Origin of the sequence: Bacillus cereus group sp. N11 (assembly GCF_016483605.1) — a bacterium.
GTDB classification, from domain to species: Bacteria; Bacillota; Bacilli; order Bacillales; family Bacillaceae_G; genus Bacillus_A; species Bacillus_A toyonensis.
This window is the reverse complement of record NZ_JAEHBN010000004.1, coordinates 28314-41720: the sequence shown is the minus strand read 5'-3', so window position 1 is coordinate 41720 and position 13407 is coordinate 28314. Positions and strand designations below refer to the sequence as shown.

The following is a 13407-nucleotide window of genomic DNA, read 5'->3' as shown; positions in this document are numbered from 1 at the left end:
ATAATATGAGAAATTCAGTTTTAAACATCATTAAGCTATTCTCCATCCTCATTCATTATAAGCATAAATTCATCCCAGTTAATGTGTTAAAAAAAAGACTGCCCCAATAGCATACTGCTATTGGGGCAGTCTTTCTCTTTTAAACTTTAAATCTTTCAATTAATCCTTGCAACTCTTCAGCCATTTGAGATAATGTACCGGCTGCGAAACCAATTTCTTCCATAGAAGCTAATTGTTCTTCAGCAGACGCTGCGACACTTTGTGTACTCGTCGCATTATTCTGTGCTGTCATTGCAATTTGTCCTACTGAAATAGATACTTCATTGGCACCTTTTGACATCCCATTAGCCGTTTCAACCATCGTTTTAATTTGATTAGCAATTTCATTTGTAGATTGTAAAATCTCAGCAAAATTTTGCTTCGTTTCATTTGCAATAACTAGTCCAGATTGAACTTCTTCATTTACATGACCCATAGATTTTACTGTCTTACTCATATCATCTTGTATTTCACATATTAATTTACTAATTTCACTGGAAGATACACTAGATTGCTCTGCCAATTTACGTACTTCATCTGCAACGATCGCAAATCCTCTTCCGTGCTCACCCGCTCTTGCGGCTTCAATTGCAGCATTCAAAGCAAGAAGATTTGTTTGATCTGCAATATTTTGGATTACTTCTAATATGTCACCAATTTGCTTTGATTTATTATTTAATAACTGTATAACTGCATCAGATTGCGAAACAGATTCTGCAATAGATTGCATTTGATTTACTGTTTTCCCTACTAGCTTTCCACCATCTTCTGCTTTTTCACGAGTATGAGTAGAAGCCGTATTAATAGATGATGAACTATTTGCTACATGCTGAATTCCTTCTGTTACATCAAACAGTAACATCGCACCATTTTCTACACTTGTTGTTTGCGTCGTTGCACCACTTGATATTTCATCCATTGCCATTGTAATTTGTTCTGTTGCTTCACTCGCTTGCCTTACACTAGCAGTTAGCTCTTCTGATGCCGCTGCAACATGCCCGGCCGAATCATTAATCCTTCCAATTAACGTTCGTAGTGAATCTGTCATCTCATTAAAACCTTTTGCAAGTTGACCAATTTCATCGTTTGAATGAATTTCAATTGTTTGTGTTAAATCTCCTTCACTTATTTCTTTAGAAGTGGCAACTAATCTCTTTAAAGGTTTTGTAATAGAAAGCGTTACGAAATAAATAAGTGCCCCTCCTACAACTAGTGAAATAATCATAACAATTAACATATTATAAAATAAAGGCTGAGCAGCTTCAATGACTTCACTTGAGTACATCGTTCCACCGATTTTCCAACCTGTTTTTAAATTTGTAGCAAATACCATTTTCTTTTCACTACCGTCATACGTGTATGAAAAAGCGCCCTGATTATCTTCGTAAATTCTCTTTGCCCAAGAATCAGCTGCTTTATCTCCTGGTTTTTCTTGAGGGTGAGCAATTATTTTTTGTTTTCCATCTAAAATGAAAGTATATCCTTTTTTACCAATATTGATTAGCTTTGTTGTTTTCAATAAATTCTCTAAACTTAAATCTACCGCAACAACACCATTTTTATCTTCTGTTTGTTTCGCAATCGTTACGACAATATGTCCATTTCCTTTTGCCTTATACGGTTCAGTGACCACGATTCCACCTTGTTTACTCACTGCATCTTTATACCAAGAACGAGTTGTTGGATCATAATCTGCTGCCATTTGTATATTAGGTTCTTGCACAAATTTCTTATCATTGCCGGCAACATATACTTGTTCAATATCTTTATTTAAATTAATATACTGAGATAACACCTTTCTTAATTCATCTTGATTATCTCCTTGATACATATCACTATGAACCACTCGTGCAAAGTTATTTATTTCGTTAAATTTCGCCTCAATCATTTGATTGATTAAATTATCTAATATTTTTATATTATCGTGAGCACTACTCGTAATTTGTGATTCAAAATTCTTTTTAGCCGTTTGATAAGACATGCCCCCAATAATAGAGACAGCTGCAATTAAAATTACAAAAAATGAAATTAATAGCTTTTTTGCTACTTTTATATCTCGAAACCACCTTAACAGTTTACTCATTATAAGCCTCCTAAATTCAAATATTAAGTTTTAAAGATAAATAACCGATTATGAATATATCCCATTCCCTATCCTCTATTTTTACAATTCGTTTTTCATAAACACCTTGTAAAGTTTAAACAAATATTCTCACTTTGTCTATATATATAAATAATATTATTATAAAATTTACAAATGTAAAAAACCAAAGGAATAGCCCTTTGGTTTTTTACATTTTTTTATGTTGTTTAGAAATCTTCTTCCACTTATCGCGCTCAGCTCTTGCAAGAATAGCATCTTGTTTTCTCATAAAATACGCCAATTCTCTTTGCAACTTTTTATAGCTTTGCAAACGATTTATCGTCATTAGCCCGTTATCAATTGCTTTATGCACTGCGCATCCTGGCTCATTCTCATGTTTACAATCTCGGAAGCGACATGTTTTTGCAAATTCTTCAATATCAGAAAACGTTGTTTGGATTGCATCGCTTCCATCCCAAAGCTGTAACTCTCTCATGCCAGGAGTATCAATGACTAAGCCCCCACTCGGTAGTTGGAACAGCTCACGATGAGTTGTCGTATGCCGCCCTTTACTATCTTCCTCACGTATATCTCCCGTTTTCGCTATCTCAATTCCTACGAGTGCATTTAACAAAGTAGATTTTCCAACCCCTGATGAGCCGACTAAAGCAATTGTTTTTCCTGAAGCAACAAATTGTTGTAACGAGTCAATACCTCTATGCTCTAAACTATCGACGACGAAGATCGGAACACCAATTGCAACAGCTTCCGTTTCTACAATTTTTTGTTCCACATCTTCACATAAACTACTTTTTGTTAAAACAATAACAGGCATTGCACCACTTTCATACGCTAATAGTAAATAACGCTCCAACCTTCTTACGTTAAAATCATGGTTAAGTGCATTCACTAAAAATAAATAATCAACATTTGCTGCAATAATTTGTTCTTCAGTTCTATTACCAGCTTCTTGTCTTGAAAAAGAACTTCTTCTCGAAAAAATACGATGAATGATTGCCTTTTTCTCATTTTCTATTTTCTTTATATACACCCAATCACCAACTGCTGGGTAATCTCCTTTCGTTACCGCTTCATGTCGAAACTTCCCAGACAGTTCTGCCATATATTCACCGTCATTACAAATAATACGATATATATGCTTATGCTCAAGTAAAATACGCCCTACTTCATAATTCTGCTCTACAGCTTGCTCTTCAAAAAATGAATCCCAGCCGAACGACTCTAAAATATTTTGATTCAAATCAAGATCCTCCCTAGTTTGTACTAAGTGGAAGGATTGCGAACTATCTTATATAATATCGCCCTTTCCATCCACGTTTGTATTTAATTTATTATTCATTACAGTCATATTCGCCATAATACATCACTCCGATCTTATTTTAATTACTCTCATTATATGGAATATCAATTTAAAAAGCTACTTTATTTGACGTAATTTTCAAATAAATATCTCTTTAACATTCTAATTTGTCCACGGTGATTAATTTCATCTTCTATCACATGAAACCAAAGATAGTGCTGGTTATACGCTACACCGTTAGGCCACTTTCTTTCTGACATTAGCCATGTATCATCTACTTTACTCAAATACTTTAGCGACTCTTCTCGAACACTTTGCAAAAGTTGTACATAATACTGTATTTCATGACCATGAATCGTTCTCCCAACTTCCCCTAAATACAGTGCATCTTCCCATATTTCTAATTCTTCTTTTGTAAAGTCACGATTTTGAAATGAAATAAGCTGATGGGCTTTTTCTATAGATGCCATATGTTTTAATAAGGCGCCAATTGAATTCCCACCACTTGGCATAATTAAATCTAATTGCTCAACTGATAGATTTTCTATTTCCTGTAATGTTACCGCCCTCGTATGCTCCAGCATACTTACTAATTCCCCTATATTTTTCGTATAACCATCCACACTTCTTATTCGATACTCTATATTCATATCACACACCTCTTTCTGTATTCATATTATTGTAAATATGATTCATATAATAGACTGAAATATATCGGAATTTTCTGTTATAATTAAATTGAATAAGATTTACCCAAACAAACTTTCTCAATATGCTTATATGAAATATGAAAAGGAATCAATATGAAAAAATCGAATCTTATTCACTAAAAGGAGTGGATTCGATGGAAATGTATCAATGGCTAACCGCAGTTCTCGTTGGTGGCATTACTGGCTTCGTTTCCCATCTAATCAATAACCAAGGTAAGTTATTGCTTCCACGCCGTTTGAAAACTTTTTTTCATTTTGGATTTTTAACTGATATTTTTACTGGTAGCCTAGCCGCACTTCTTGGACTCGTTTTATTCGATGTCACCGCAATAAAGGAAATTATAAAAGTCTCCATTGTGACTGCTATTTCCGGTCAAACTTTTTTACTTCACCAAGCTCTAGGTGGTGAGCAGGCTAAAAATACGCAAATTGGAAAAGCTGATGAGAAGATTCAAGAAATTGACAAATTATTACGACGTTAGTCTATACTTTCTTTAAAAATTATTGTTATAATGAAAAATATATATTTTCTATTGCGTCGTTTGTCAGAAGAAAGGGTGTTTCGTATGACAAAAAAGAAAATAGAAGATTTCTTAACAAACACCGAAAAAGAGGAACTGCTAGAAAACTATAAATGTTTACGAGAAGCCCGCACAAAAAGTGAAGCTAACTATTTTGGTGAAGAAGTAAACCATCTACTAAATAAAGCAAAACAACGAATTATTAAAGATGCAGGCATACATGATGAAAATGCAGCAACTGTTCAATCAAAGAGAAAAGCACTGTTTTAGTTATATTAGCTAAAACAGTGCTTTTTATTTACAAAGATTTTCACCATAAGCATTTTTCACATTACTTTCACATCTATTTCACAAATATAAGTAATCCTATATGTTAAACTAAGTATATCCTTTTCCAAGGAACTATATGCCGATATATAAATCCCTATCTTTATAGGGATTTTTTATTTTTATACTATATGCTGTTTATATAGTATAAAAGAAAAGGAGCTTAGCATGCGATCTTCCCCTTCCTCACTACTCTTCTAATATTAACTCGATTTCTTTCATTGCCCCTTCATTCAATGATACATCCACCGCTTTCACACTTTCTCTTATTTGCTCAGCCCGCTTCCCGCCAGGAATAACAGTATAAATTCCTTCTTTATTTAATAACCATGCTAACGCTAAATGAGGCAATTCAATATTATTTTCTTTAGCTACGTCTTTTAACTTTTCAACTTTTTTAAAGTTACCTTTATATATATTTTCTTCAAATAGATTTACACTTTGACGCCAATCCCCTTTATCCAAGTCAAAATCTTCTGTATATTTACCACCTAATATCCCAAAGGCTAGAGGCCCATACGGTATAAATGAAATACCTTCTTTTATACAATACGGCAATAGTTCTTCCTCGGCAGTACGATTTAACATATTGTAAGGCGATTGTACAACATCAATATGACCATGTTGATTCGCTTCTTTTAATTGTTCTATGTTTACATTCGATATTCCAATTGAACGAATTTTCCCTTCTTCTTTTAAACGAGTAAGCTCTCCGATTGAATCTATGTAACTTGTTTCAGGATTTGTAAAATGTAAATAATATAAATCAATATAATCAGTCTGTAATCTTCTTAAGCTATTCTCCACAGCATTTCTTAAATAACTTGGTTCATTGTTAATATAAGTTTCTCCATTTAATAACGGCTGAATTCCACCTTTTGTAGCAAGTACAAACTCGTGGCGTTTCTCTTTTAATACCTCTCCTATCAATTCCTCCGATCTACCAAAACCGTATGAATCCGCTGTATCAAAAAATGTAATTCCTTGCAGGATTGCTTCTTCTATTAATCGTTTTCCTTCTCCCTCATTCACATCAACATATAAATTATGCCCCCCTACTGCATTTGTACCTAAACCCAACTTTGAAATATTTAGTCCAGCCTTTTGCAATTTTATATACTTCATTTTTTCTCCCCTTATATTTCTATTGTTCGAATATAATTGAACAATAGAAATATATCACTTTATATGCTATAGTGCAAATATATTAACTTATACAAGTAGGTGAAAAAATGCGTACACTCTATCATCCAAATCGAGAAGAAATTCAATTTTCTTCTGTCCTATATGCACTTAGCGACCAAATTCGTTTACAAATTGTAAATATGTTACTAGAGAAAAATGAGCAATCTTGTGGTGCGTTAAACATTCCAATCGCAAAATCAACTTTATCTCACCATTTCAAAGTTTTACGTGAATCAGGTGTCATGTATACACGTCTTGAAGGAACACAACGTTTCATTTCAATTCGTGAAGATGACTTAAATGCTAGATTCCCGGGTTTATTAAACGTTGTATTACATGCGACAGGGCCATACTAAAAAACATCTCACTTACAAATGAGATGTTTTTTAGTATTTGTTATTCTTTTAATAGATCTATTAATCCATTCCCTTCAGATGTACGCTCATATCCTAAAGGTACAGTTCTTTTAATAAGTTGCGCGTAAATTTCTGGCTCTGATAACTTTCTGCCATATTCTCTTTCGCACTGCTTAATGAGAAGTGCTAATGCACCAGCGACATGCGGCGTCGCCATTGAAGTTCCACTTAATACAGCATATTTCCCCTCTGGATACGTAGATAATATTTCATCACCTGGCGCTACTAAATCAATTTCTTGATTTGAATTACTAAAACATGCGATTTTCCGCTCTAAATTGACAGCACCAACTTCAATTACTTCAGCATAAGCACCTGGGAAATCTAGTTCCTCCGTATTATCATCACAATCTCCATCATTTCCTGCAGCACATACAACGAGAACATCTTGATTTACTGCATTTTGAATAGCTTCATGTAATTCCGGAACGTCTTGCGGACCACCAAGTGACATTGAAATAACTCTGACTTCTTCTTTATTAGGTCCTCTCCAATTTACAGCGTAATGAATCGCCTCAATAATTTGCTCATAGCTTCCAGAACCATCTCCCGCTAAAACCTTTAACACTAGCATTTTAGCAAGAGGTGCGACTCCTAAAACACCGACATCATTTTCAGTCGCTGCAATCGTCCCCGCTACATGAGTCCCATGGCCGTTATTATCAAGGTAAATGTTCGGATCTCCTTCATAATCTTTCGTGAAATTTCTCCCACCAATAATACGATCTTTTAAATCTATATGATTAATATCACAACCTGTATCTAATACGGCAACGACAACATCTTTTCCTTTCGCACTCTTCTCCCATACTTGTGGAGCGTTAATCAGTTGTACACCTGGTGGAATTTCATTTACTTGTTCAACCACCTTATTTACGGTAAACGGAATCAATTGTATACCTTTTTGTTTATTCGCTGTACTACTGTTCATCGTAATCCCTCCTGAAAATATATTATTTTCATTTCAGACCACTATTGAATAGGTTTACATTTAACATTCGTTTTAACTGTTCTATTTTCCTTCATTTCAAATGTTTCTCAATATAACTTACCAACATTTATCCCGTGCTTTGCAGGCAATAACAGTTCAAATCATTCAACGAATGTATAAAAATAAAAGGACCATTAAATGGCCCTTTTATAGTTTTTTTAAAGAATCATATATAATCTTTAAAATATTATAAATGAAAACTAAATCTCACTTTTTTTTAAAAACTTCTCTATTTCTTTTATTAAATGTTTCGCTCCATCTATACTAACAGTAATGTTTCCATTTGCTAATGATATGTTCTGGTCTGAAACATCACCTGTTATTTGACAAGCATTGTAAGGTTCATATTTTTGTAAAATGACTTTATCTTCATCTACGAAAATTTCAAGTGGTGATTTAATTTGTATCCCTAATACATCTCTTAATTCTTTAGGAATAACAATTCGCCCTAATTCGTCTACTTTTCGAATAACTCCTGTTGCTTTCATATTACTCCCCCCTTACTCTCTATTAATTTTCCACCTCGCTTTTTCCATTTTATCACTTTTTGGCAATACTTGTATCTTTTTAGAAAATTTTGTACTCAAGTTAAAAAAACACAGTTAACGAATACGTAATCTCTCTTTCAATTGTTTTAAATAACGAGATCGTATTATTAAGAAGTATACAACTTGAATTCCTACGAAAATACTTAATACAATTGTATTTTCTTTAAACAGTGAGTACTCAAACATCTGTCCTAACGCAGTTAACGCTACTGCCCCGTGTAATGTTGCAACACCTATCGGAACGAAGAATAAAAGTGCCAATCGAATTGTAACTACTTTCGATAATTCCCCGCTCGTTAAGCCAACTTTTCGAATCATTTCAAATAACCCAGTATCATCCTCCAAATCAGAAAATAAACGGAAGTAAAGGAAGCTTCCTGCACATACGAAAAATACAATACCAATAAAGAAACCTACAAATAAAATTGGTCCTGCGATTTGTAAACTTTGGTTTTGTTCGTACTCTTCTGCACTAAACGTTGCATGTTCTTCATAAGGCTTCATCTGACTCGTAAGTTCTTTACCAACCTCAATTTCATCTTTCATTCCTTCAGTTTTATACATATAATCTTTTGTTTCTATAAATCCATCTTGTAATGAATCATATTGATTATTAGGGATTACATAAACATTTCCTCTTAATATTTTCCCCAATGAAGAAGAAGTAACTTTTTTCACTTTTAAATGTTCATTCATATTAGGTAAAGTAATTTCTTTTCTTTCTTTCATCGGTGGTCCTGGTATTTCGGCCGACAAAAATAAAACCTCTTTATTTGCTACAGTATTAAATGGTTCTCCTGTTAACTTTGCATATCCCCTATACTCTGATTCTTTTATAAAAATGGCGCTTCTTAATGACTGCTCCTCCGTTTTCTTCGATGAGATATTAGTTTTTGAAGCTGCTATATTATGTTTTTTTAGTCCCTCATCGATGATCTTCAGATGCTGTGATTCATTACTATTCCCTTGCTTAGAGTGGTAATGAAACGCAATTTGTCTCTCCATAATCCCTTTCGTCATTGATGCAAAGCCAACTAATGTACCTATTGCCGAAAATGCTACAGTTGAAATTATCGTTACAATAAAGAACATTCTTGCGTTATCTCTCATACGGTACGCTAAATCTGACAACGTAATAATATTTGTCTGTGTCCAATAGAAACGTTTACTTTTTTTACATAGCCGAATAATAAAGACACTCAACTGCTTGTACAGCAAATACGTACCAATAATGACTACCGTTGTAACCGGAATCATCATCACAAATACCATAGCACCATGTGACATAAGAGCGCCTGTATAACCAGCACTAAGCAATACTACTGCTAATATAGAAGAAATACTCGATGCTTTCGGTTCTGGCTTCGCCTCTGCTGATCCTCTAAACAATTTCATAATATTATTTTTACGAACCATTCCGGCACTAAATAATGAAATAATCATAAATAATATGAAAAACATAATACTCGTTACAACAACTGCTTTCATTGGAATGTAATAGGATAAGGAAATATCTAGTTTTAATATCATTGGGGCTACAAAAATTAATACTCCTGAAAACAACATACCTGAAAGAATCCCGAAAATAATTGCCCCTATTCCAATCATAATATTTTCAAAGAAGATAAGACGCTTTAATTGATATTTCGTCATACCAAGCATCATTAAAATTCCTAGTTCACGCTTTCTCGTTTTTAAAAACATTCCCATTGAATATAAAATAAAGAAGAATGTAAATACGTAAATAATAGACTGTGCAAACGACATACTTACAAATACATACTGACCTAATTCTCCTGCACTTAATGCCGGATGAAACGCAAAAAACGAATATACAAAAAAGGCCATAATTGCAAATGCACTACTCAAAAAATATGCTGAATATGTCCGTCTATTTCGCGTTACATTCCGATATGCGAGTTCTCTAATGTTCATATTACTTCTCCGCCCTTCTACTAACTATGCTTTTATAGTAGTAAAGTAGGGAAATACCTTCCATCGATTCAAATGACAAAAACCTTACATTTTTGAAAGGTAAAAAAATTGCTTAAACGAAACAGTTTCATTATAATGACTACATTCATATTCATACACACATCCTATTGTATATTCGTTAGTTTTGCGAAATAATAAAGGATAGAAGTATGTACCAATATATACATAAAAATTTTTTATTTACCGCTTTAATATGAATAGGAGGAAAACATAATGACATTACAAGAACAGATTATGAAAGCATTACATGTTCAGCCTGTAATTGATCCGAAAGTAGAAATTCGTAAACGAGTTGATTTCTTAAAAGATTATGTAAAAAAAACAGGTGCGAAAGGATTTGTACTTGGAATTAGCGGCGGCCAAGACTCTACATTAGCAGGACGTTTAGCACAGCTTGCAGTTGAAGAAATTCGTAACGAAGGTGGTAACGCAACGTTTATCGCTGTACGTCTTCCTTACAAAGTGCAAAAGGATGAAGATGACGCACAATTAGCATTACAATTTATTCAAGCTGATCAATCAACTGCATTTGATATCGCTTCAACCGTTGATGCTTTTTCAAATCAATACGAGAACTTATTAGGTGAATCATTAACTGATTTCAATAAAGGTAACGTGAAAGCTCGTATCCGTATGGTTACACAATATGCAATTGGTGGACAAAAAGGTCTACTTGTTATCGGAACAGATCATGCTGCAGAAGCTGTAACAGGATTCTTTACAAAATTCGGAGATGGTGGTGCAGATTTATTACCATTAACGGGGTTAACGAAGCGCCAAGGACGTGCTTTATTACAAGAGTTAGGTGCAGATGAGCGACTTTACTTAAAAATGCCAACAGCTGATTTATTAGATGAAAAGCCAGGTCAAGCTGATGAAACAGAATTAGGCATTACTTACGATCAATTAGATGATTATTTAGAGGGTAAATCAGTTCCAGCTGACGTTGCAGAAAAAATCGAAAAGCGTTACACAGTGAGTGAACATAAAAGACAAGTACCAGCGTCAATGTTTGATGATTGGTGGAAATAAAACATAAAAAAGAAGCTAATCTTTTAGCTTCTTTTTTATATGTTAGCGATATACCCCTACTCTTTTCTCCAATAAATCTTGCAAGCAATCTTCATGTTGTTTACAAAATAACGGAGGCATTTTGTCTAATGGGAAAAATTTTAAATCTAACGTCTCATCACCGTCTATTTTTTTATTCCCTCCAACTATTGAGCATGAAAAGCACATCACAATTGTCTGTGCTTTATCTCCATTTGGATATGTTTGAAAATATTTTGTATACACTCCAATAAGCTCATGTATTTCTACATCATACCCAGTTTCTTCTTTTATTTCTCGAATCGCAGTTTCCGCAGCCGACTCTCCTATCTCCATTGCGCCACCTGGAAAGCCCCAAGCATTAAAGTCTCCTCTTTTTTGCAGTAATACTTCTCCCTCTTTATTAAACACAAAACCACCCGCAAAGTTTAAGAAAACATAATCATGTCCTACTTTTTCACGTAATTCTTTTATATAATCGGCCATTTCTTTTCCTCTTTTCATACGTCTTCCATCGTTATCTCGCTATTTGCCAGGCAGTAAGATCCCCACCTCAAAATGTAGCGGAAGCAAAGAAATTAGGTGGGAGATCAACTGCTCGTAAAAGCCTTCACTTTACTTCTTATTTATTTCTAGCAATTCAATAATTCGATCTAGCTTCTGATTCATATTGATAACATGTTGTTTTTTTGCAGCGCTACTTTGCAATAATCTTCTAATAAACAAAGTAAATGATAGGAAAAACAAAACGATAAGTTCGATTATTAAACAAGTATATATCAATATAAATATATTACTTTCGAACAAATCCATTTAAATTCCACATCCTTCCTTTTTATTTTATCACACAATTCTGTTTTTTAAAACGATACATAATAAAAAGAGCACCTTTTACAGATGCTCTTCTTCATTACTTAATACGTAAATGTAATTGTCGCTAATGAATAACCTGCCATTGCACTATATGGTGCTACTTGATAAGATACACGCTTTGCACCTTTTGGCCAATTTATTTCATTTAATACTTTCTTTATATCTTGCATTGTTCCATCCATGGACTGCTTATATCGTACTTCTACCTTTTCTGGTTTACTAGCAAATTGTTGCTGCAACTTTTGCTTAAATTCATTATAATTTTCCGCTCCGTATTGTGCAGATAAGTATTGTAAATTTGTTTCTTTTAACATTTGCTCATATACAACGTTTTTTGAACTACCAGCTTTTATTTTGTTTGTTAACTCACCAAAGTAACTTGTAGTTGCTGCTGGATATTTACTACGATCCCAGTCATGGTCTTTACTTAATTGGTCGTCAGACATATTAAAATATGAATATGTTACACGTCCAGCTTTGTCTGGTACTGGATCATCGAATGTAGTATCAAGATGGTACCATTTGTTTTCAATGTTCACTAAATTCCATGCATGAGCTTGTCCATTTCCTGTACCAGTTACAATATGATTTTGAATACCTGCTTCTTTTAGTAATTCATATGTTAATAATGTATACCCTTGGCAAACAGCAGAACGGTTCGCTAACGCTTCATATGCTGTATACGCTTGATAAGAAGTGTCGTATGATACATGTTTCACAACATAATCATGAATAGCTTTTACTTTTTCATGCGCATCCATTCCTGGCTTTACAATTGAACTTATAATTGCTTTCGCCTGAGATTTTACATATTGTGTTTGCTCTTTTGATTCACGGTATTTCACTTGTAGTGTAAACGAATAGTTCCCTGGCATCCCTTTAATAGAATATCTAGTAGAGGCTACATTATATTTTACATACTCATCAGCATCTACGATTTTATTAAACTCGCCGTACAATTGGTCCATAATCTTTCTAGCATCTCTATCTTTTGTTTTATATGTGATTGTAATATTTTCTTCACGATTATCAATCTGTTTTTTTAATTCTTTTCTGAAATCATCTAATAACTTTGCATCTGATTGTGTCGTCACTACAGTTGGATTCGTAGCTGCATAAGATACAGTTGACGATTGTAAGCCTCCCATTACAATCGTTGAACAAAGTGCGGCAGCTGTCATATACTTACTTGTCTTTCCCATCTTGTCACTCCTTATATTCTATAACTATACGAAAAAGTATCGTATAGTTTCAGAGTATACAATACTTTTCAAAATAGGTCATATGAGATTATGCATATTAATTAATTCACATAAAAAAGGTTGCTCTTTTAAAAAGAGCAACCTTT

The 13407-nt window shown here is 33.7% G+C and carries 14 protein-coding genes; 4 read left to right on the top strand and 10 right to left on the bottom strand.

Annotation, left to right across the window (positions count from 1 at the left end):
• Positions 1–139 precede the first annotated feature (139 nt).
• The 3 genes from JDS98_RS07960 to JDS98_RS07950 form a co-directional block, all read right to left on the bottom strand.
• The gene (locus JDS98_RS07960; RefSeq protein WP_199633768.1) at positions 140–2122 is read right to left on the bottom strand and encodes a methyl-accepting chemotaxis protein; all 1983 of its coding nucleotides are present in this window, start codon (positions 2120–2122) and stop codon (positions 140–142) included.
• Positions 2123–2330: 208 nt separating this feature from the next.
• Complete coding sequence (gene rsgA / locus JDS98_RS07955) at positions 2331–3383, bottom strand: ribosome small subunit-dependent GTPase A (protein ID WP_097854923.1); 1053 nt, start codon at positions 3381–3383, stop codon at positions 2331–2333.
• Positions 3384–3565: 182 nt separating this feature from the next.
• Positions 3566–4093: a DinB family protein gene (locus tag JDS98_RS07950; RefSeq protein ID WP_001019820.1), complete on the bottom strand. Its 528-nt coding sequence runs from the start codon at positions 4091–4093 to the stop codon at positions 3566–3568.
• A gap of 194 nt (positions 4094–4287) precedes the next feature.
• Here JDS98_RS07950 and JDS98_RS07945 point away from each other — a divergent pair, with 194 nt between their 5' ends.
• Positions 4288–4635, top strand: a complete 348-nt coding sequence (locus tag JDS98_RS07945) for a DUF4257 domain-containing protein (RefSeq protein WP_000426317.1) — start codon at positions 4288–4290, stop codon at positions 4633–4635.
• Positions 4636–4719: 84 nt separating this feature from the next.
• A complete protein-coding gene (locus JDS98_RS07940) occupies positions 4720–4944 on the top strand; it encodes a hypothetical protein (protein WP_000162608.1) in 225 nt (74 codons plus the stop codon).
• A 246-nt stretch (positions 4945–5190) separates the two neighbouring features.
• Here JDS98_RS07940 and JDS98_RS07935 read toward each other — a convergent pair whose 3' ends face one another.
• On the bottom strand, positions 5191–6126 hold the full coding sequence (locus JDS98_RS07935; protein WP_199633767.1) for an aldo/keto reductase: 936 nt from the start codon (positions 6124–6126) through the stop codon (positions 5191–5193).
• 107 nt (positions 6127–6233) lie between these two features.
• On the opposite strand from JDS98_RS07935, the gene JDS98_RS07930 reads away from it, so the two are divergent.
• Positions 6234–6542, top strand: a complete 309-nt coding sequence (locus tag JDS98_RS07930; RefSeq protein ID WP_097959169.1) for an ArsR/SmtB family transcription factor — start codon at positions 6234–6236, stop codon at positions 6540–6542.
• Positions 6543–6582: 40 nt separating this feature from the next.
• Here the strand turns inward: JDS98_RS07930 and JDS98_RS07925 are convergent, their stop codons facing one another.
• From JDS98_RS07925 to JDS98_RS07915, 3 genes are all read right to left on the bottom strand, one after another.
• The gene (locus JDS98_RS07925; protein WP_001089053.1) at positions 6583–7533 is read right to left on the bottom strand and encodes a serine protease; all 951 of its coding nucleotides are present in this window, start codon (positions 7531–7533) and stop codon (positions 6583–6585) included.
• A 260-nt stretch (positions 7534–7793) separates the two neighbouring features.
• Positions 7794–8081: an AbrB/MazE/SpoVT family DNA-binding domain-containing protein gene (locus JDS98_RS07920; RefSeq protein ID WP_000648323.1), complete on the bottom strand. Its 288-nt coding sequence runs from the start codon at positions 8079–8081 to the stop codon at positions 7794–7796.
• A gap of 114 nt (positions 8082–8195) precedes the next feature.
• On the bottom strand, positions 8196–10076 hold the full coding sequence (locus tag JDS98_RS07915; RefSeq protein WP_199633766.1) for an FtsX-like permease family protein: 1881 nt from the start codon (positions 10074–10076) through the stop codon (positions 8196–8198).
• 273 nt (positions 10077–10349) lie between these two features.
• On the opposite strand from JDS98_RS07915, the gene nadE reads away from it, so the two are divergent.
• Positions 10350–11168, top strand: a complete 819-nt coding sequence (nadE, locus tag JDS98_RS07910; protein ID WP_000174898.1) for an ammonia-dependent NAD(+) synthetase — start codon at positions 10350–10352, stop codon at positions 11166–11168.
• A gap of 42 nt (positions 11169–11210) precedes the next feature.
• On the opposite strand, the gene JDS98_RS07905 is transcribed toward nadE, so the two are convergent.
• From JDS98_RS07905 to JDS98_RS07895, 3 genes are all read right to left on the bottom strand, one after another.
• Positions 11211–11672 (bottom strand): NUDIX hydrolase, encoded by a 462-nt coding sequence (locus tag JDS98_RS07905; protein ID WP_000796418.1) that lies wholly within the window; start codon positions 11670–11672, stop codon positions 11211–11213.
• A gap of 129 nt (positions 11673–11801) precedes the next feature.
• Entirely contained in the window at positions 11802–11999 is a 198-nt protein-coding gene (locus JDS98_RS07900; RefSeq protein WP_098000856.1) for a DUF4083 domain-containing protein, read from the bottom strand.
• A gap of 101 nt (positions 12000–12100) precedes the next feature.
• Entirely contained in the window at positions 12101–13261 is a 1161-nt protein-coding gene (locus JDS98_RS07895) for a transglutaminase domain-containing protein (RefSeq protein WP_097953348.1), read from the bottom strand.
• Positions 13262–13407 lie beyond the last annotated feature (146 nt).